Raw genomic sequence first — 18,812 nt, 5'->3', positions numbered from 1 at the left:
ATACGAGTTTCTTGATGTTCTGGGCGCTGGCGGCGAGGAGGCCCTGGCCGACATCCGTCCCGTCAACTCTGCGACGCCGGTTCTGACGGAAGGGCGCGGCGGGCGGCCTTGGTCCGGGCACAGAGGCCTTCGGTCATCTCCCCGACGAGCCCCAAGTCGATGCCCGCGCCGATCTTGCGCAAAGGACCATCGCCAGGCACCAACCGCTCCAGCGTCACCGTCTCAAGATCGCTTTGCTGCGATGACCAACACACCCCATAGACTCAAAAGTCCCCGCACGAGGCGAGGACTTTGTTGGCAGGCCGAGGCGGCGCGAAAGTGCCACCCGCTGCCTTGTGTGAGATCAGAAGAGAAACCGCGTGGCCCTGGCGGCAAATCTCTCAGCCGTTCGACCACCGGGTGACCAGGTGACCAGTCTGCGCTTGCTTGACGAACTGTCGCAGGCGCCGAGCAGCCATGCACATCACCGGCACACCCACCATCGAAAAGAGCGAAATGCCGAGATAGATGCCGAAGGCATCGCCGAACGAAAGCCCCTGCGCCAGTGCATAGATCGCGGCAAAAACGCCGGCCAGCGCTCCGAATATGACACATGCTAGCATGACTATACTCCATTTCAGGTTGTATCCATGTTGGACCAAATTGTGCGCACTGGTCCAGAGACAATCTTGGCGTGTGCGATATTTCGCTGAAAATTCACGTAAAACATGCATGTCTTCTGCGATTTTTGCGGAAACTGGGTAACAAGGCACCTCAGAGGGTGAAAAATGCGGCATCGGGGCCGGTCTGACGCGATTCGCGACGGCCGCTTTGGAGTGATTTTCTTCTGCAATTTCACGCCAGTGGGTTGAAACCCACCCTGCGGGCAAGCGAGGCCAGCAGTGGCACGGCACCCTGCATCGGGACGGTCGGCGAAGTCCGCCGTGGGGTGGATTTTCAACCCACCCCTGCGCGCAAGCGGGCTAAAACCCACCCTGTTTCATTTCAGGCAAAGGTTACCTGGCTATTGAACACGTCAAGCGTTGAACGCGAACCACCAATTGGAACCATTCCAAATTCGCATTCAACGTTCTATCCCGCGGCTGGGAATTAAAATTGATACGCAATTGATTTATCAACTTCAAAGCACTTTGGGATTCAGCCGACCGCCAATTCCACGGGGTTTCAACCCAAGACGGCCTGAAACTCCCGCCACTCGCCTTTGGACATGCCGGAGGTTTCCTGCGTCACCTCTTCGCCTTTCAGCATCCGGCGCACACAGTCGAGTGCGGTCGACGACAGGGTCGCCCCGCCCATCCGGTAATCTTCGAAGGCGCGAAAGGCGAAGGGCACCCAGTCGGCGACAACCTTACAGATTTCATCCGCATAGACCCGGATCTCGTATTGCGCATGGGCGTCGGCACGCAGGCGCAGGAAATGCAGCAGATTGTGCAGATCGACCTTCCAGTACCATTGCGTGTAGATGTTGGCCGGCAGGTTCATCCGCGCCAGCTCTCGCGCCAGCCCCTGCTGACCGTCCGACGAAATCATTTCCTCGTAATGGTCGTAGGCCCGCATCGCATCGTCGCGCAGATAGCGCAGCACGCGGTCGGCCTCTTCCCCGGTCAGCGCCTCGCCCCGACCCTGGTTGTTGACCACGGATTGCGCCGCCAGCGCATCGCGCTCGGGGATGTAGAACTCGCGGTCGAGGATCGAATAGCGGGCGGAATATTCGTTCACGTTGGCGGTGCGGTGGCGGATCCACTGCCGCGCCACGAACACCGGCAGTTTGACGTGCAGCTTGATCTCGCACATCTCGAACGGCGTCGAGTGCCAGTGCCGCATCAGATAGCGGATCAGCCCTTCGTCGTTCTGCACCGACTTGGTGCCGCGACCATAGCTCACCCGGGCGGCCTGACAGATGGCGGCATCGTCGCCCATGTAATCGACAACCCGCACGAAGCCGTGATCGAGCACCGGATAGGCGGTATAGAGATGCGCCTCCATCCCGGCCGAGGTGGCGCGCAGGGTCGGTCGCGTCTCGGCCCGCAGAGCTTCGATTTCGGCGGCCTGTTCGGGCGTGACGGACATGGGGCGAATCCTTTCTACAAGATGAATCAGGGCTCCACTATATCTGGTGTGGCGCCCAAGAAAAAAGCGGAGACTTGGTATGCCCGATTTGCCGCAGTTGCCGGGTGTCGGGCGCCCGCGCGGCTTTTTACATTGACTTTCAAGGCCCCGAAAATCAGCGTGTGGACAAAACAAACGGGCAAAGACCGGGGCAGTTTCATGAATCGTTTTGTATTACCGCTGATTGCAGCGGTGGCCATCAGTGCCTGCGAAGGCAGCACAGGCAAAGACAATCCCTTCCAGGAAGATCCGGAAGACACCGAAGAGCAGGCCGAGGCCAGCACGATCAACGAGGCGCTGGCGTCGAATGTGTCCAACGTGTCCAAGCCCGGCGCCGACACGATCACCGTCGAGATCTTTGCGCTCGACGGCACGCCGCTGACCAATTCCTTCACCCGCAATGCCGCGCTCGATACCGCCGGCTACATGGCCTATACCGCGCAGGAAGATCCGCTGGACCGGATGTTCATTGCGCTGGCGGCCGAGAGCCTTGACGGCAGCGTGCATGCCGGGGTGGCCATCGATGGCGGCCAGTTCAACTATTTCCACGGCGGCGGCTATTACCAGCGTGACGGCGGCTTCAATGCGCCGTCGATCGGCAACGGCCCCGGCGAAGGTCAGGTCTCTTATGCCGGCAACTATGCCGCCGTGACCAATATCAGCAGCTCCGAGGGCGCCGATCTGTTGCCGATCCCGCCGGGCGTCGACCCGGACGATCTTCCCGATCTGCCGGGCCAGCCGTCGCGCATCGAGGGCACGATCTTCCTCAACGCAAATTTTGCCGACAATGCGGTGAATGGCGAGATCTACAACCGCGTGCTGATCAGCCCGATCGACAACACCACCACCCTCGTGCTCGACGATCTGACGCTGGTGGTCAGCGACATCGACGAAAACGGCGAGTTCTTTGGCGATGTCGAGATGAGCGGCGAAGTCGGCTCCGACGTCGGCGACTACGGCGGTATCTTTGGCGGCAACGGCGCCACCAGCGTGGCCGGGATCGTTTCCGTCAGCGATCACATCGACGATGTCGAGAACGAACAGGAATACGGTGTCTTCGTGCTGACGCAATGCGGCCAGCCGAACGATGCGGCGGTCTGCGATATCGTCGCTCCGAACTGATCCCATGTTGCGCCGTGTCGCAATCCTCGGGCTGTGCCTGGGCCTGATCGGCCCGGCATGGTCCGACAGTGCGCCGCCCGCTGCCCCGGCTTCGGAGTTGCTGACCCCCGAGGACAGCCGCGCGCTGATCCTGCGCGCGCTCTCTGCCGACCGGCATGACATCGCCGGCAAGCTGGCGCTGGGCCTGTTGCGAGCCGACCCCGAGGATCCCTTTGGCCATATGGTGATGTCGACCGTGCTGATGCGGGCCGGCAATCTCGAAGAGGCGCGCCGCGCCGCCAAGCTGGCCTATCGCCACGCCGACACCAGGCGCCAGCGCCACGAGGCCGCCCGCGTGGTGGCCGCGACCGAGGCCCGCGACGAGCGGTTTGTACTGGGTCAGCTCTGGATGCGCCGGGCGCTTCAGGCCGCCCCCACCGCGCCGACGCGCAACCGGTCGATCCACGAATACCGCGCCCTGCGCAGCGTCGCCCGGCTCAAGTTCCAGATCGCGGGCCAGATCGCGCCCTCCTCGAACGTCAACAATGGCTCGGCCGACCGGATCAACGTGATCGACGGCATTCCAGTGGTGGGCATCCTGCCCGCCGCGAGCCAGGCGCTGTCAGGCACAATCGCCGAGGTCGGCGGCAGCTTCAGCTACCGGCTGCATCAGGGCGCGGCATCGGAAACCCGGTTGACCGGGGGCGGCCAGCTGCGCCGCGTCAGGCTAAGCGACGAGGCGCGGAAAAAGGCACCGCAGGCCGAGGACGCCGATTATGGCTCGACCTATGTCGCCCTCGGCCTGTCGCATCATCGCGCCCTGGGGGCCGCCGGCGGGCTGGCCTCGGCCCGGCTCAGCTTCGGCCAGGTCTGGAACGGCGGCGACCGGTCCTACGATCTGGCCAGCGGCGGGCTGTCTTACGGTTTCGACCTCGGCCCCGAACTGCGACTGACCGCCGGGGCCAACTACCAGATGCGCCACAACGACGCCAACGGTCTGGCCGATGTCGAGACCACCGGCGTCAGCTTTGGCGCCATCCACACCATGGCCAACAAGGACCGGCTGGCGCTGACCGTGGGCACCACCTGGGCCGCCTCCGACAATGGCCAGTCGCGCTCTACCGAGCGCTCGGCCCGGCTCTCCTATCACCGCGCCAAGCCGATCGGGCCGGTTTCGCTCTCGGCCGCGATCGGAGTGTCCGAGACCACCTATCCCGATTACCGCATCCTGTTCTGGTCCGTCCCCGGCGGGCGCGAGGACACCCGCAGCAGCGCCGAAGTCAATGTCAGCTTCGACCGGTTGGGCTACATGGGCTTCACCCCCACCCTCAAGCTCTCGTCCGAGCGCACGCTGTCCAACGTCAGCCGCTTCGAGACCGACGAACTCTCGGTCTCGCTCGGGCTGCGCACGGCATTCTGAACGCCAGACCACTGGACATCGCCGCCCCCGTGCCCGAGGCTCCGCCCCAGCAAACAAAGGAGACAGGCATGGGCTTGCGCTATCTGCACACCATGGTCCGGGTCAAGGACCTCGAAACCTCGATGAATTTCTACCAGCTTCTGGGCCTCAGAGAGACCCGCCGCAACGAGAGCGAGAAAGGCCGCTTTACCCTGGTCTTCATGGCGCCCGAGGGGCAGGAGGACTGCCCGATCGAGCTGACCTACAACTGGGACGGCGACGAGGGCCTGCCCTCCGACAGCCGCCATTTCGGCCATCTCGCCTATCGCACCGAAGACATCTATGCGCTGTGCCAGAAACTGATGGACGCGGGCGTCACCATCAACCGCCCGCCGCGGGACGGCCACATGGCCTTTGTCCGCTCGCCCGACAACATCTCGATCGAACTGCTGCAAGAGGGCGACAACCTGCCATCGCAAGAGCCCTGGGCCAGCATGGAAAACACCGGTCACTGGTGATGCCCCGGCTGGCCGCCCGTCTTTGGACGACCCGTCTTCTGACAACCTGTCTTCTGGCCCTCTGGGCCGGGGCGGCGGCGGCCAGCTGCCGGCTGGCGCTGGTGCTGGCGGTGGATGTCTCGGCCTCGGTCAACGCCTCCGAGCATCAGCTGCAACGCCAGGGCCTCGCGGCCGCGCTCACCGATGACGCCGTGGCCGAGGCCATCCTCGAAGGCTCCGGCCCGGTGGCGCTGGCAATCTTTGAATGGAGCGGCCGGCAGCAACAACAGGTCCTGCAAGACTGGCTCCTGCTCGACAGCGCTGAAGACCTGGCGGCGGTCGCCGACCGCGTGCGCCGCCTGCCGCGCTCCTATTCCGAATTTCCCACCGCCATGGGCTATGCCCTGGGATTTGCCGCCGGTCTGCTGCAACGGGCCCCGGTTTGTTTGCGGCAGGTGGTGGACGTCTCTGGCGACGGCATCACCAACGAAGGTTTCCGGCCGCAGCTCGCCTATCGCCACTTTCCCTTTGACGGGGTGACGGTGAACGGCCTTGTGGTCACCGGCGACGACACCCGCGTCGTGCCGTATTACCGCCAGGAGGTGTTGCGTGGCCGGCGCGCCTTTCTCGAAGAGGCGCAGGGCTTCGAAGGCTTCGAGGCGGCGATGACCCGCAAGCTCTACCGCGAAACCCGCGAGCTGGTTCTGGGCGTCACACCGCAGCGCTGAAAAGGCTTGCCGGACCCCGCCAGAGTGGTAGAGCGGAGCCATGCAGACGCCCCTGACCCACAGCCAGCACATCCGTGCCATCACCCGCATCGGCCTGCCGCTGGTGGGCGGGCACCTGGCGCAATTCCTGATCGGTCTGACCGACACGGTGATGATGGGCTGGTACGGGGTCGAGGCGCTGGCGGCGCTGGTGCTGGGCACCACGGTGTTCTTTGTCACCTTCCTGCTGGGCTCGGGCTTTGCCTTTGCGGTGATGCCGCTGGTGGCCTCTGCCGCAGCCGAGGGCGACGAGATCGGGCTGCGCCGCATCACCCGCATGGGGCTCTGGCTCTCGGTGATCTACGGCGCGCTCTTCCTGCCGATGTTCTGGTTTTCGGCGCCGCTGCTCGAGGCGCTGGGGCAGGCGCCCGAGCTGGCCGCCGAGGCCCAGGTCTATCTGCGCATCACCGGTGTGGCGCTGATCCCGGCGCTGCTGGTGATGGTGATCAAGAGCTACCTCGCGGCGCTGGAACGCACGGCGGTGGTGTTCTGGATCACCGTGCTGGCGGCGGCGGCCAATGCGCTGGCCAATTACATGCTGATCTTCGGCAACTGGGGCGCCCCCGAGCTGGGCGTCGCCGGCGCCGCCTGTGCCTCGCTGATTGTGCATCTGGTCTCTCTGGTGGGGGTGGTGATCTATGCCCGCGCCACCCTGCCCGCGCACAACCTCTTTGCCCGGCTCTGGCGCCCGGATTTCGACGTGCTGGCCCGGGTTCTGCGCATGGGCGTGCCGATCGGCCTGACCAATTTCGCCGAGGTCGGGCTCTTTGCCGCCTCCTCGATCATGATGGGCTGGCTGGGCACCGTGCCGCTCGCCGCGCATGGCATTGTGCTTCAGATCGGCACCGCCGCCTTCATGATCCACCTCGGCCTGTCCAATGCCGCCACGGTGCGCGCGGGCAATGCCTTTGGCCAGAAAGACCGGCTCGCGCTGCGCCGCGGCGCCCAGAGCGTCATTGCCCTGTCGGCCTTTTTCGCCGCGATCACCTGCGCGATCTTCCTGATCTGGCCCGAGGCGCTGATCTCGCTCTTCCTGTCGGACAACGACCCCGACCGCGCCGCGATCATCACCATCGGCACCGGCCTTCTGGTCATGGCGGCCCTGTTTCAGCTGGCCGACGGCATGCAGGTGCTGGCCCTGGGCCTGTTGCGCGGGGTCCAGGACACGACGGTGCCGATGATCATCGCCGGCATCAGCTATTGGGGCCTCGGGCTGACCACCGCCTATCTGCTGGGATTCACCTGGGGGTTCGGCGGCATCGGGGTCTGGGCCGGGCTGGTCATCGGCCTGGCCGCCGCCGGGGTGATGATGATGTCGCGCTTCTGGCTTCGTGCCGACCGCCTCGCCACTTCCGGCCCGGCCTCTGTCTCGTAACCGCTCCAGAAAGGCGGCCCTAGTCTTTCAGCAGGCGATCGGCTTTCTTGCGCACCAGCACGCTGCGCAGATCATGCATCGCCAGCAACAGCGCATCGGTCACCTGATCGAGCTGCTCCGGTGTCGCCCGCGACTGCGCCCATTGCGTGGTCAGATTCATGTGATCGACCGCACGCAGGATGTCGTCGAGGTCGCGCGCTTCGAGCAGGGCCTGCCGCTCGGCGATCCAGCGGTCGATCTCGGCCCGGTCCGCCGCGCTCAGCTCGCGCCCGCCATGCGGCTTGACCTCGCCGTTGCGGATATTGACCACCGCGATCTGGTCCATCTCGATCCGCCGGTGCCGGTTGCCGGTGTCGATACGGAACACCAGGGCGCCGTTCTCGCGCACGCGAAAGTAATATTCTGGCAGACCGGAGGTCATCGGCTCACGTCATCCCCGCGCAGAAGCTCTGAATGCGGCGGCAGGCCTCCTCCAGCTGCGCCTCCGAAGTGGCGTAGCTTACCCGGAAGTTCGGGCTGAGCCCGAAGGCCGCGCCAAAGACCACCGCGACGCCGGTCTCTTCCAGCAGCGCCGTGGCAAAGGCCTCGTCATCGGCGATCACCGTGCCGCCGGCGCTGGTCTTGCCGATCAGACCGGCGATCGAGGGATAGACGTAAAAGGCGCCTTCCGGGTTCGGGCAGGTCACGCCCTCGGCGGCATTCAGCATCCGCACCACCAGATCGCGGCGACCGGAAAACAGCGTGACATTCTCGGCCAGGAAATCCTGCGGCCCGGTCAGCGCCTCGACCGCCGCCCATTGGGAGATGGTGCAGGGGTTCGACGTCGATTGCGACTGGATCTTGCGCATCGCGGCGATCAGCGGTTTCGGCCCGGCGGCATAGCCGATCCGCCAGCCGGTCATCGCATAGGCCTTGGACACGCCGTTGCAGGTCAGCGTGCGGTCATAAAGCCCCGGCTCGACCTGCGCCGGCGTGCAGAATTCGAAATCGTCGTAGGCCAGATGCTCGTACATGTCGTCGGTCATCACATGCACATGCGGATGCCGCATCAGCACATCGGTCAGCGCCTTGAGCGCCGCGCGGTCATAGCCCGCCCCGGTGGGGTTCGACGGAGAGTTGAAAATCAGCCACTTGGTCTTGTCGGTGATCGCCGCCTCGAGCTGATCCGCTGTCAGCTTGAAGCCGTTCTCGAGCGCGGTTTCGGCAATCACCGGCGTGCCGCCGGCCAGCAGCACCATGTCGGGATAGCTCACCCAGTAAGGCGCGGGGATCACCACCTCGTCGCCGGGGTTCAACGTGGCCATCAGCGCATTATAGAGGATCTGCTTGCCGCCCGAGGCAACGCTGACCTGATCGTGCGTATAGCTCAGCCCGTTCTCGCGGGCGAATTTCTCGCAGATCGCCGCTTTCAGCTCGGGGATGCCGTCGGGCGCGGTGTATTTCGTCTTGCCGGCCTCGATGGCGGCAATGCCGGCCTGCTTGATGTTGTCCGGCGTGTCGAAATCCGGCTCGCCGGCGCCAAGGCCGATCACATCGCGGCCCGCGGCGCGCAATTCGGCGGCCTTGGTGGTGACGGCGATGGTGGGCGAGGGTTTGACACGGGCAAGCGTGTCGGAAAGCAGGGACATCGGGTCGGGCCTGTGGTTTGTAACTCAACGACATCCGTCTTAGATTGCGCGGGAAGGCCGTTCAAGCGGGATCGGCAGCGAGGAGCATGAGATGCAGGACGACACCACCGACTGGTATGGCCCCGAAGCGGCAACCTTCGGCGACCGGCTGGCCGCCGCGCGCGACCAGGCCGGGATGACACAGACCGATCTGGCCAAGCGCCTGGGAGTCAAGCTGAGCACCCTGAAGAAATGGGAGGACGACCTGCTCGAACCGCGGGCCAACCGGCTCTCGATCATGGCGGGCGTGCTCAATGTCTCGCTGGTGTGGCTGCTGACCGGCGAAGGCGAAGGCGTGTCGGACCCCGACGACACCGACCTGATGACCCCCGACATCAATGACCTGCTGATCGAGCTGCGCGAGATGAAGGCGACGATGAAGGCCAATGCGGAAAAGCTCGGCCGGCTCGAGAAGAAACTGCGCCTGAAGCTCTCCGAGGCGGTGACATGAGCAGCGGCGAAGCTCGCGAGGCGCGGATCAAGCGGCTGCGCATGCGGTCGATGCGGCGCGGCATCAAGGAGATGGACCTGATCCTGGTGGCCTATGCCGAGGCGCGGCTGGTGGCAATGGATGCGCCCGCGCTCGACCGCTACGATGCGCTGTTGTCGGAAAACGACCAGGATCTCTATCAATGGGTCTCGGGCCAGATGACACCGCCACCCGCCCATGCCGCATTGATCGCCGACATCCGCGATGTGGCCCTGTCGGCGGCGGGCGGCGTGGGACAGACCGGCCGGGTCGGGTAATTCCTTCCGCCTTTAACGCTTTTTTCGGGATTTTCCTGCAACTTGCCCGAAAGAAGACGCATGGCGGAGATCCTTATGAGCTTGCATTCCTCCCTGCCCGCACCCGGCAATGCGGGCTTCATGGCCAATTATCTCGAAGCGCTCGCGCTCGTCGAACGGTTGCACCGGCTGCTGCTGGATGTGATCAAGGACGAGTTCGAGCGGGTTGGCGTGCTTGAAATCAACGCGGTCCAGGCGCTGTTGCTGTTCAATATCGGCGACCACGAGGTGACCGCCGGCGAGTTGAAGAGCCGTGGCTATTACCAGGGCTCCAATGTCAGCTACAATCTCAAGAAACTTGTCGAAGCCGGATACATGCACCATCAGCGCTGCGAGATCGACCGGCGCTCGGTGCGTGTGCGGCTGACGCCCAAGGGCCGCGACATCCGCGATGTGGTGTCGCAGCTCTTTGCCCGCCATGCCGAGGGGCTCCAGGCGCGCGGCGTGCTCGGCCCCGAAGGGATCACCGAGATCACCACATCGCTGCGCCGGGTCGAACGCTACTGGACCGACCAGATCCGCTACATCTACTGAACAGGGCTTGCGCGGGCCGGCGGCTCAGCGCTGGATGCTTTCGAGATATTCCATCAGCGCCACCAGTTTGCGCGGCGTCGGTGTCGGCCTGCCATCGCCGACATCCACCGGGATCAGATCGCCGCGCAACAGCTCGCCGAATTCCGGCATGCCGGCGCCGGGAAAATCGACCCGGGAATAGCCATCGAGGGTCGAGAGCACCTCGGCCCGGGGAAAGCGGCCGCCATTGCGGGCGCTGATCCGCGTGAGATCGGCCGGTCCGGGCTTCAACCCCGCCCCCGCAGGACCGTCCCCCAAGCCCTGCCGGCCATGGCACAGGGCACAATTTTCGACAAACAGCCTGCGGCCATCATCCGGTTCCGGCATTTCGTTCGGTTTGCAGGCCGCAAGGGCGGCCAAGGCGGCAAGGCCAAGGCCGAGACGTTGAATCGGGGTCATTTTTTATCCTGTTGCTCGATTGAGTTGAGAGTCGCAAACCGCATTGCGGACCGCAATGGCAAAGAGGCTGGCGTCCCGCGCAGATCCCGCGATAGTGTGCCGCAGCAATTCGAGGAGATGGCCGATGCCGATCTATGCCCTGACCATGCTTGCCGCCGGGTTCGGCATTCCGCTGCTCGCCGCGCTGAACGCCGCGCTGGGCCAGCGCATGAGCTCGCCCGCGGCGGCCGCGACGATCCTGTTCTGCGTGGCGCTGACGGCGACGATCGCCGTTTTGGCGGTCACCGGCCCGGCGGCGCTGGCGCGGGCGGCGGGCGCGCCGCGGCACCTGTTCCTGGCCGGGCTTTTCGTTGCCTTCTACGTGCTCACTGTTACCTGGGTGGCGCCAAAATTCGGGGTCGGAAACGCGGTGTTCTTTGTCCTTCTGGGGCAATTGGTCAGCGCCGCCGCGATCGATCATTTCGGCCTCTTTACAGCGCAGGTCTCGCCCCTCACCTTCACCCGCGCGCTGGGCATCGGCGTCATGGGCATCGGCGTCTGGATCACGCAACAGGCCTGAGCGCCGCCGCTCAATGCGCCATGAAGACCGGCAGCTGCGCGCTTTCAAGCATTTCGCGCGTCGCCCCGCCAAAGATCGCTTCGCGGAACCGCGAATGGCCGTAGGCCCCCATCACCAGCAGGTCGGCCCCCATGTCGGTGCAATAACGGCTCAGCACGTCAGACACCCGTGGCAGCGACCGTGACAGGATGTCGATCTCGACCTTGACCCCGTGGCGCGCCAGATATTGCGACAACAGCCCGCCGGGATCCGACCGGTTGGGCCCGTGCACCGGCGGATCGACGACGACCACCGCCACCCGCTCGGCCGCCATCAGCAACGGCAAGGCCGCGCGCACCGTGCGCAGCGCCTCGGCGCTTTCGTTCCAGGCAACCGCTATGCGTTTCGGCATGCTCCGCAGCTCTGCGCCCTCGGGCATCACCAGAACCGGCACCTGCGCCCCGAACAAGGCGCCCTCGATCACCGCCTCCTGATCGAAACCGCCATCCTCACCGTAGGGTTGCGGCAGGATCGCCAGGTCCGAGAACCGGCCGTGGCCGGCAACGAACCGGCCCAGATCGCCGGATTGCGCCATGGCGGCATCGCTGCTCCAGTGCAGATCGGTCCGGTCCAGCCAGCCCCGCACCGCCTCGTCCACCGCCTTGGCCTCGGCCGAGGCTCGGCTCAGCGTCTCTTGCAGGATCACCGCATTGGCGCCGGCAAAGTAATATCCGCCCTGGCTGGTGTCGATGCCCAGGCAGAGCACCTCGAGATGCGCCTCGAACAGCCGCGCCACATCGGCGGCCTGGGGCAGAACAGAACTGTCCAGCTTCGGATTGGTGAGAACCGTGAACACGGATTTGTAGGTCATGGGTGTCTCCTTCCCGTTGTCGCTGCACGTTAGCCGCCTGCATCGCAGCCTCGCCTTGAGCCACGTCAAACCGGGACGGCGAAAGTATTGACCCAGATCAAGGCAGCTTTCGCCCGGCAGGCGCAGAAACGCCCCCATCCGTATTTGCCCCGCCGGACAACGAATCGCGCGGGGCCAGACGAAGGGACGAACAATGTCTAATTATATCAAGCTGGCGGCGCTTGGTCTGCTGGTGCTTTTTTCGGCGCTGGCGGCCAATTTCGCGCGCGACCTGGCCTATCAGGTGCACGCCGTCCTGATCCTCGTGATCAGCGGCGGGCTGTTTCTCTGGGTTCTGCGCAACACCGACGAGGACCCACCCGAGCCCGCGATCGAAACCGCCTATATGGACGGCGTCGTGCGCTACGGGGTGATCGCCACCGCTGTCTGGGGCGTGGTGGGCTTTCTCGTGGGCACCTTCATCGCCTTTCAGCTGGCCTTTCCGGGGCTGAACTTCGACTGGTCGGAGGGTTATACCAACTTTGGCCGGCTGCGGCCGCTGCACACCTCGGCGGTGATCTTCGCCTTTGGCGGCAACGCGCTTATCGCCACATCGTTCTACGTGGTCCAGCGCACCAGCGCGGCGCGGCTCTGGGGCGGCAATGCCGCTTGGTTCGTCTTCTGGGGCTATCAACTCTTTATCGTCCTGGCCGCCACCGGCTATCTGCTCGGCGCCACACAATCCAAGGAATACGCCGAGCCGGAATGGTACATCGACCTCTGGCTGACCGTGGTCTGGCTGGTTTATCTCGCGGTCTTTCTCGGCACGATCATCCGCCGCCGCGAGCCGCATATCTACGTGGCCAACTGGTTCTACCTCGCCTTCATCGTCACCGTGGCGATGCTGCATGTGGTCAACAACCTCTCGATCCCGGTGTCGATCTGGGGCTCGAAATCGGTGCAGGTCTTCTCGGGCGTGCAGGATGCCATGGTGCAATGGTGGTACGGCCACAACGCCGTGGGCTTCCTTCTGACCGCGGGCTTCCTGGGCATGATGTACTACTTCATCCCGAAACAGGCCGAACGCCCGGTGTTCAGCTACAAGCTCAGCATCATCCACTTCTGGGCGCTGATCTTTCTCTATATCTGGGCCGGTCCGCACCACCTGCATTACACCGCCCTGCCCGACTGGGCCTCGACGCTGGGCATGGTGTTCTCGATCGTGCTCTGGATGCCGTCCTGGGGCGGCATGATCAACGGGCTGATGACGCTGTCGGGGGCCTGGGACAAGCTGCGCACCGATCCGGTGATCCGCATGATGGTGATCTCGGTTGGCTTCTACGGCATGTCGACCTTCGAAGGGCCGATGATGTCGATCCGCGCAGTCAACTCGCTGAGCCATTACACCGACTGGACCATCGGCCACGTGCATTCCGGCGCCTTGGGCTGGAACGGCATGATCACCTTTGGCGCGCTCTATTACCTGGTGCCGAAACTGTGGAACCGCGAGCGGCTCTATTCGCTGAGCCTGGTCAACTGGCACTTCTGGCTCGCCACCATCGGCATCGTGCTCTACGCCGCCTCGATGTGGGTGACCGGCATCATGGAAGGGCTGATGTGGCGCGAGGTGGATGCCAATGGCTTCCTGGTGAACTCCTTCGCCGACACCGTGGCCGCGAAGCTTCCGATGTACGTGGTGCGTGGTCTGGGCGGGGTCCTGTTCCTCGCCGGTGCGCTGATCATGTGTTTCAACCTGTGGATGACTGTGAAACGCAGCCCGGCCGCCGAGGCCCCTGCCGCCGCAGCCCATGCCACGCCGGCCGAATGAGGAGGACCGGAGATGGCTACTGACAAACCCGCAATGCCCGCATCCGCCACGGCGATTGGCGAACGACCGCGCCGCCGCTCACTCCTGGATCGGCACAAGATCCTCGAGAAAAACGCCACCCTGCTGCTGATCTTCAGCTTCCTGGTGGTGACCATCGGCGGGCTGGTGCAGATCGTGCCGCTGTTCTACCTCGACAACACCATCGAAAAGGTCGAGGGCATGCGCCCCTATACCCCGCTGGAGCTGGTCGGGCGCGACATCTATGTGCGCGAGGGCTGTTATACCTGCCACAGCCAGATGATCCGGCCGATGCGCGACGAGGTCGAGCGGTATGGCCATTACTCGCTGGCGGCGGAATCGATGTATGATCACCCGTTCCAATGGGGCTCCAAACGGACCGGGCCGGACCTGGCCCGCGTCGGCGGGCGCTATTCCGACGACTGGCATGTCGATCACTTCCGCGATCCGCAATCGGTGGTGCCGGAATCGGTGATGCCGAAATACGACCAGCTCGAACGGACGCTGATCGACGGGCGCCATGTCGATGAGCTGATGGCGACCCACCGCTTCGTCGGCGTGCCCTACAGCAGCGAAATGATCGAGGCGGCAGAGGCCGATTTTCGGGCGCAGGCCGATCCCGACAGCGATTACGACGGGCTGCTCGACCGCTACGGCAAAGGTGTCAACCTGCGAAATTTCGACGGGGCGCCGGGGGTTTCCGAGGCCGACGCGCTGATCGCCTATCTTCAGATGCTGGGCACGCTGGTCGATTTCTCGACCTTCACGCCCGCTGCAAGCCGCTAAGGAGGCACTGACATGGAGAATTATTCCTTTCTGCGCGAACTGGCCGACAGTTGGGGCCTTCTGGTGCTCTTCACCTTCTTTGTCGGCATGGTGCTCTGGGTGCTGCGCCCCGGTAGCCGCGCCGCCCATCGCGACTGCGCCGCCATCCCGCTGCGCCACGATGACAGACCTGCCGCCGCAGAGGACAAGGAGGCACGGACATGAGCCGGACACCGCCGAAACAGACGGGCGATCCCGAAACCACCGGCCACAGCTGGGACGGGATCGAGGAGTTCAACAATCCGCTGCCGCGCTGGTGGCTCTGGGCCTTCTACGCCACGATTGTCTGGGGCGTGGGATACACCATCGCCTATCCGGCCTGGCCGGGGATTTCCAAGGCCACCGCCGGCGTGCTGGGCTATTCCACCCGCGCCGAAGTGGCCAGCGAGATCGCCGCCGTCGACGCCGCCAACGCCGCGATCAACGCAAGGCTCGAAACCACCGATCTGACCGCCATCGCCGCCGATCCCGCGCTTCTGAGCTATGCCACCAATGCCGGCGCTGCGGTGTTTCGCACCTGGTGCGCGCAATGCCACGGCTCGGGTGCGGCCGGCGCGCAGGCCGGTGGCTATCCCAATCTGCTCGACGATGACTGGCTCTGGGGCGGCGATATCACGGCCATCCACGAGACGATCTCTTACGGCATCCGCAATGAGGAAAACCCCGATGCGCGGTTTTCGATGATGCCGGCCTTTGGCCGCGATGAACTTATCGAAGGCAAAGAGATCAGCCAGGTGGTCAACTACGTGATGTCGCTTTCCAGCCCGCCGCAGGATGCCGGCGAAGTGGCGGCGGGGGCCCAGGTCTTTGCCGATCAATGCGCGTCCTGCCACGGAGCGGACGGCTCCGGCGACCGGATGCAGGGCGCCCCCGATCTGACCGATGCGATCTGGCTGTATGGCGGCGATTACGCGCGGCTGGTTGAGACGGTGCACAATGCCCGCTACGGCGTCATGCCGGCGTGGCAGGGACGGTTGACCGAGGCGCAGATCCGCGCGGTCTCGGCCTATGTGCACGGGTTGGGCGGCGGCGAGGCGCCACCGGCCGAATAGCCCCGGAACAGCCAGGACAGCCCTGCCGTCTCGGGCTGGCGTGGGGGCCCTGTCGGGGAACCGTGACGCCCGAAACCCGCACAGGGCCCCTGTGTTCAAAGCCAAAGGCCGCCGGAACCGGCGGCCTTTCCGCGTCAGAGATAACGCCGGCCGAACGGCACCTGATGCCGCCGCCAGCGCCCGGTCCGCCAGGGCCAGCGAAGCGCACCGGGCTTGGCGCGGGGCTCATCCATTGTCGTCGCCGAACAACCGGCGGCGGGTCTCGAAAGACCAGTGGAAGGGCGCGCGCTGCTGGATGTCGCGGCGCGGCGGCTCTTCCTTGCGATAGCCCGCATCACGATCCTCGAGATAGGTTGCGCGCTTGAAGACATCTGCAAAAATTCCGAACATGTCAGCCTCCTGAGGCCTTGGGGATATGCAGATAATATGCGCTATTGACGGCGCTCAGGCGAGGCAGGAATAATTCGATCATGTAAGACAGGATTACATGATGGATTGGACTGCCCTGCCCCCGCTGGCCGCCCTGCGCGCCTTTGCCGCCTTTGCCGATGCCGGCGCGGTGCAGCCCGCGGGCGCCGCGCTCAATGTCAGCCACGCGGCGATCAGCCAGCAGATCCGCAATCTCGAGGCGCATCTCGGCCTTACCCTGCTCGACCGGTCGGGCCGCCGCATGGTGCTGACGCCCGAGGGCCAGCGGCTGGCCGATGCCCTGCTCGACGGGCTTGGCGGCGTCGCCCGGGTCTGTGACGAGCTTACCGGGCGCGATGCCGACCGGCCCCTGACAGTATCCGCGACACCGAGCTTTGCCTCGTCCTGGCTGATGCCGCGGCTGGCGGATTTCCGGGCGGCGAACCCCGCGATCAGCCTGATGATCGACCCCACCGCCGAGGTGAAGCCGATCGAACCCGGCGGCATCGACGTGGCGCTGCGGTACGGCTCGGGCGAATGGCCCGGGCTCGAAGCCGAACTGCTGGTGCAATCACCGATCGCGGTGGTGGCGGCGACCTCGCTGGTGGGCATGCGAGACTTCGACGATCTGAACGATCTGCGCGCCTTTCACTGGCTCCAGGAGCTGGGCACCAACGAGGCGACCGAATGGTTCGCCCGGCTGGGCGTCGGCCGCAACCGCGCCATGGGCATCTCTTCCCTGCCCGGCAACCTGATGATCGAGGCGGCGCGGCAGGGCCAGGGCATCGCCATCACCGCGCGGGTCTTTGTCGAGGAGGATGTCGCCGCCGGCCGGCTGCGGGTGCTGTTCGAGGATGTGCGCAAGAAAGGCTATTTCATCGTCACCCGCCCCGGTGTCCAGCGCCCGCCGCTGCGGCGTTTCGTGGCCTGGCTGCGCCAGCAGGGCAAGGCACAGGGCATGGCGGCGGGCTGAACATAAAGGGGGACCGGGCGGCGCAGTTTGACTCAGGTCAAAGCCGTGGCGCGGCGCAACGTCCAAAAGGACGCAAACGCAGCACCCGGAGCCCCCTCTTGACCGATACGACAGAGCAAAGCCTCTACAAGTCGCGCGAACCGATTTTTCCCAAGCGCGTCTCGGGCCGGTTCCGCAATCTGAAATGGGCGATCATGGCGGTCACCCTGGGCATCTATTATCTGGTGCCCTGGATTCGCTGGGACCGCGGCCCCAGCCTGCCCGATCAGGCGGTGCTGATCGACCTGGCCGGCCGGCGGTTCTATTTCTTCTGGATCGAGATCTGGCCGCATGAATTCTATTTCGTCGCCGGGCTGCTGATCATGGCCGGTCTCGGCCTCTTCCTCTTTACCTCGGCGCTGGGCCGGGTCTGGTGCGGCTATGCCTGCCCGCAGACCGTCTGGACCGATCTTTTCATGCTGGTCGAACGTTGGATCGAGGGCGACCGAAACGCCCAGTTGCGCCTGCACCGTCAGGCCATGAGCCTGCGCAAGGCCCGGCTGCGGCTGACGAAATGGGCGATCTGGCTGCTGATCGGGTTGGGCACCGGCGGCGCCTGGGTGTTCTATTTCGCCGATGCGCCGACGCTCCTGCGCGATCTGGTGACCGGCCAGGCCCATCCGGTGGCCTATACCACCATGGCGATCCTGACGCTGACCACCTTTGTCTTTGGCGGCTTTGCCCGCGAACAGATCTGCATCTACGCCTGCCCCTGGCCGCGCATCCAGGCGGCGATGATGGACGAGGACACGCTGACCGTCGGCTACCGCGCCTGGCGCGGTGAGCCGCGCGGCAAGGGCAACACCCGCCGTCAGAAGAAGAACAAGGCGCTGTCGCTGAAAATCGCCGCCGAAGAGGCCGCCACCGGGCGCACCGCGCCGGCCTATCCCTCGACACCGATGCCCTATGCCGCACCGATCCTGCCGCAGCCGCTGGCCGATCAGCCGCCCGGCGATTGCATCGACTGCATGGCCTGCGTCAACGTCTGCCCGATGGGGATCGACATCCGCAACGGCCAGCAGATGGAATGCATCACCTGTGCGCTCTGCATCGATGCCTGCGACGACGTGATGGCCAGGATCGGCAAGCCCCGCGGGCTGATCGACTACATGGCACTGACCGACGAAGCCGCGGAACGCGCCGGCGGCACGCCCCGGCCGGTCTGGCGCCATGTCTTCCGGCCACGCACCGTGCTTTATACCACGCTCTGGGGCGGGGTCGGGCTGCTGCTGCTCTTTGCGCTCTTCATCCGGCCCGAGATCGACATGACGGTCGCCCCGGTGCGCAACCCCACCTTTGTTACCCTGTCGGACGGAGCGATCCGCAACACCTACGAGGTGCGGCTGCGCAACAAACATGGCATGGCGCAGCCCTTCCGGCTCTCGGTGGCCGGCGACCCGGCGCTGCGGCTCGAGGTCGAAGGCGCCACACACACGACCGTCACCGTTCCCGCCGACAGCACGCAATTGCACAAGGTCCATGTGATCGCGCCCGCCGCCGCGGCCCCGGCCCGGCGGGCACGCAGCGATATCCGGCTCTGGGCCGAAGACACCGAGAGCGGCGAACGCAGCTTCGAAGACACCGTCTTCAACGGCAAGGAGAACTGAG

General features: G+C 65.0%; 22 protein-coding genes. 15 read left to right on the top strand and 7 right to left on the bottom strand.

Going from position 1 to position 18,812, the window contains the following annotated elements; translation table 11 throughout:
* Positions 1 to 380: 380 nt before the first annotated feature.
* Positions 381 to 602 carry a hypothetical protein gene (locus BMW90_RS01375; protein WP_074834435.1) on the bottom strand — a complete coding sequence of 74 codons (222 nt, stop codon included), beginning with the start codon at positions 600 to 602 and terminating at the stop codon, positions 381 to 383.
* Between the two features lie 562 nt (positions 603 to 1,164).
* A complete protein-coding gene (thyX, locus tag BMW90_RS01370) occupies positions 1,165 to 2,070 on the bottom strand; it encodes an FAD-dependent thymidylate synthase (protein ID WP_048530023.1) in 906 nt (301 codons plus the stop codon).
* A 198-nt stretch (positions 2,071 to 2,268) separates the two neighbouring features.
* Here thyX and BMW90_RS01365 point away from each other — a divergent pair, with 198 nt between their 5' ends.
* The 5 genes from BMW90_RS01365 (at position 2,269) to BMW90_RS01345 (ending at position 7,248) form a co-directional block, all read left to right on the top strand.
* Positions 2,269 to 3,231, top strand: a complete 963-nt coding sequence (locus BMW90_RS01365; RefSeq protein WP_074834433.1) for a hypothetical protein — start codon at positions 2,269 to 2,271, stop codon at positions 3,229 to 3,231.
* 4 nt (positions 3,232 to 3,235) lie between these two features.
* The gene (locus BMW90_RS01360) at positions 3,236 to 4,630 is read left to right on the top strand and encodes a porin family protein (RefSeq protein ID WP_074834431.1); all 1,395 of its coding nucleotides are present in this window, start codon (positions 3,236 to 3,238) and stop codon (positions 4,628 to 4,630) included.
* 68 nt (positions 4,631 to 4,698) lie between these two features.
* The gene (locus BMW90_RS01355) at positions 4,699 to 5,127 is read left to right on the top strand and encodes a VOC family protein (protein ID WP_048530018.1); all 429 of its coding nucleotides are present in this window, start codon (positions 4,699 to 4,701) and stop codon (positions 5,125 to 5,127) included.
* The gene (locus BMW90_RS01350) at positions 5,127 to 5,834 is read left to right on the top strand and encodes a DUF1194 domain-containing protein (protein WP_074834847.1); all 708 of its coding nucleotides are present in this window, start codon (positions 5,127 to 5,129) and stop codon (positions 5,832 to 5,834) included. Before BMW90_RS01355 ends, BMW90_RS01350 begins: the two co-directional genes overlap by 1 nt.
* 40 nt (positions 5,835 to 5,874) lie before the next feature.
* Positions 5,875 to 7,248, top strand: coding sequence for an MATE family efflux transporter (locus BMW90_RS01345; protein WP_074834429.1), 1,374 nt, complete (start codon positions 5,875 to 5,877; stop codon positions 7,246 to 7,248).
* Between the two features lie 19 nt (positions 7,249 to 7,267).
* Here the strand turns inward: BMW90_RS01345 and BMW90_RS01340 are convergent, their stop codons facing one another.
* Together BMW90_RS01340 and BMW90_RS01335 are read right to left on the bottom strand one after the other, a co-directional pair.
* Positions 7,268 to 7,669, bottom strand: a complete 402-nt coding sequence (locus BMW90_RS01340) for a hypothetical protein (protein WP_048530015.1) — start codon at positions 7,667 to 7,669, stop codon at positions 7,268 to 7,270.
* A gap of 4 nt (positions 7,670 to 7,673) precedes the next feature.
* The gene (locus tag BMW90_RS01335; RefSeq protein WP_074834428.1) at positions 7,674 to 8,876 is read right to left on the bottom strand and encodes a pyridoxal phosphate-dependent aminotransferase; all 1,203 of its coding nucleotides are present in this window, start codon (positions 8,874 to 8,876) and stop codon (positions 7,674 to 7,676) included.
* A gap of 91 nt (positions 8,877 to 8,967) precedes the next feature.
* On the opposite strand from BMW90_RS01335, the gene BMW90_RS01330 reads away from it, so the two are divergent.
* The 3 genes from BMW90_RS01330 to BMW90_RS01320 all read left to right on the top strand — a co-directional run bounded on the left by BMW90_RS01330 (position 8,968) and on the right by BMW90_RS01320 (position 10,235).
* Positions 8,968 to 9,366 carry a helix-turn-helix domain-containing protein gene (locus tag BMW90_RS01330; protein ID WP_048530011.1) on the top strand — a complete coding sequence of 133 codons (399 nt, stop codon included), beginning with the start codon at positions 8,968 to 8,970 and terminating at the stop codon, positions 9,364 to 9,366.
* A complete protein-coding gene (locus tag BMW90_RS01325; protein ID WP_048530009.1) occupies positions 9,363 to 9,662 on the top strand; it encodes an FAD assembly factor SdhE in 300 nt (99 codons plus the stop codon). The genes BMW90_RS01330 and BMW90_RS01325 overlap by 4 nt, the downstream gene beginning before the upstream one ends.
* A gap of 75 nt (positions 9,663 to 9,737) precedes the next feature.
* Positions 9,738 to 10,235, top strand: a complete 498-nt coding sequence (locus tag BMW90_RS01320; protein ID WP_048530007.1) for a MarR family winged helix-turn-helix transcriptional regulator — start codon at positions 9,738 to 9,740, stop codon at positions 10,233 to 10,235.
* A gap of 24 nt (positions 10,236 to 10,259) precedes the next feature.
* On the opposite strand, the gene BMW90_RS01315 is transcribed toward BMW90_RS01320, so the two are convergent.
* The gene (locus tag BMW90_RS01315; protein WP_048530004.1) at positions 10,260 to 10,673 is read right to left on the bottom strand and encodes a c-type cytochrome; all 414 of its coding nucleotides are present in this window, start codon (positions 10,671 to 10,673) and stop codon (positions 10,260 to 10,262) included.
* Positions 10,674 to 10,797: 124 nt separating this feature from the next.
* On the opposite strand from BMW90_RS01315, the gene BMW90_RS01310 reads away from it, so the two are divergent.
* The gene (locus BMW90_RS01310) at positions 10,798 to 11,232 is read left to right on the top strand and encodes a DMT family transporter (protein ID WP_048530003.1); all 435 of its coding nucleotides are present in this window, start codon (positions 10,798 to 10,800) and stop codon (positions 11,230 to 11,232) included.
* Positions 11,233 to 11,242: 10 nt separating this feature from the next.
* Here BMW90_RS01310 and BMW90_RS01305 read toward each other — a convergent pair whose 3' ends face one another.
* Positions 11,243 to 12,082: a universal stress protein gene (locus tag BMW90_RS01305; RefSeq protein WP_074834426.1), complete on the bottom strand. Its 840-nt coding sequence runs from the start codon at positions 12,080 to 12,082 to the stop codon at positions 11,243 to 11,245.
* A 193-nt stretch (positions 12,083 to 12,275) separates the two neighbouring features.
* On the opposite strand from BMW90_RS01305, the gene ccoN reads away from it, so the two are divergent.
* From ccoN to ccoP, 4 genes are read left to right on the top strand one after another with little or no spacing between them, the layout of a single operon-like run.
* Positions 12,276 to 13,889, top strand: a complete 1,614-nt coding sequence (gene ccoN / locus BMW90_RS01300) for a cytochrome-c oxidase, cbb3-type subunit I (RefSeq protein ID WP_074834424.1) — start codon at positions 12,276 to 12,278, stop codon at positions 13,887 to 13,889.
* 33 nt (positions 13,890 to 13,922) lie between these two features.
* Positions 13,923 to 14,693 carry a cytochrome-c oxidase, cbb3-type subunit II gene (gene ccoO / locus BMW90_RS01295; RefSeq protein WP_074834423.1) on the top strand — a complete coding sequence of 257 codons (771 nt, stop codon included), beginning with the start codon at positions 13,923 to 13,925 and terminating at the stop codon, positions 14,691 to 14,693.
* Positions 14,694 to 14,705: 12 nt separating this feature from the next.
* Positions 14,706 to 14,897, top strand: a complete 192-nt coding sequence (locus BMW90_RS01290; protein WP_048529989.1) for a CcoQ/FixQ family Cbb3-type cytochrome c oxidase assembly chaperone — start codon at positions 14,706 to 14,708, stop codon at positions 14,895 to 14,897.
* Entirely contained in the window at positions 14,894 to 15,784 is an 891-nt protein-coding gene (gene ccoP, locus BMW90_RS01285; RefSeq protein ID WP_074834421.1) for a cytochrome-c oxidase, cbb3-type subunit III, read from the top strand. Before BMW90_RS01290 ends, ccoP begins: the two co-directional genes overlap by 4 nt.
* A gap of 225 nt (positions 15,785 to 16,009) precedes the next feature.
* Here the strand turns inward: ccoP and BMW90_RS26595 are convergent, their stop codons facing one another.
* Entirely contained in the window at positions 16,010 to 16,174 is a 165-nt protein-coding gene (locus BMW90_RS26595) for a hypothetical protein (RefSeq protein WP_158499009.1), read from the bottom strand.
* 100 nt (positions 16,175 to 16,274) lie between these two features.
* Between BMW90_RS26595 and BMW90_RS01280 the strand changes: the two genes are divergently transcribed.
* Together BMW90_RS01280 and ccoG are read left to right on the top strand one after the other, a co-directional pair.
* Complete coding sequence (locus BMW90_RS01280; RefSeq protein ID WP_048533672.1) at positions 16,275 to 17,165, top strand: LysR family transcriptional regulator; 891 nt, start codon at positions 16,275 to 16,277, stop codon at positions 17,163 to 17,165.
* A gap of 98 nt (positions 17,166 to 17,263) precedes the next feature.
* Positions 17,264 to 18,811 carry a cytochrome c oxidase accessory protein CcoG gene (ccoG, locus tag BMW90_RS01275; protein WP_074834420.1) on the top strand — a complete coding sequence of 516 codons (1,548 nt, stop codon included), beginning with the start codon at positions 17,264 to 17,266 and terminating at the stop codon, positions 18,809 to 18,811.
* The last annotated feature ends 1 nt before the right edge of the window (position 18,812 follow it).

It is taken from the genome of Marinovum algicola, assembly GCF_900109145.1.
In the GTDB taxonomy this organism is placed as follows: domain Bacteria; phylum Pseudomonadota; class Alphaproteobacteria; order Rhodobacterales; family Rhodobacteraceae; genus Marinovum; species Marinovum algicola.
The sequence above is the reverse complement of the archived record's forward strand: the minus strand, read 5'-3'. Positions and strand labels throughout refer to the sequence as shown.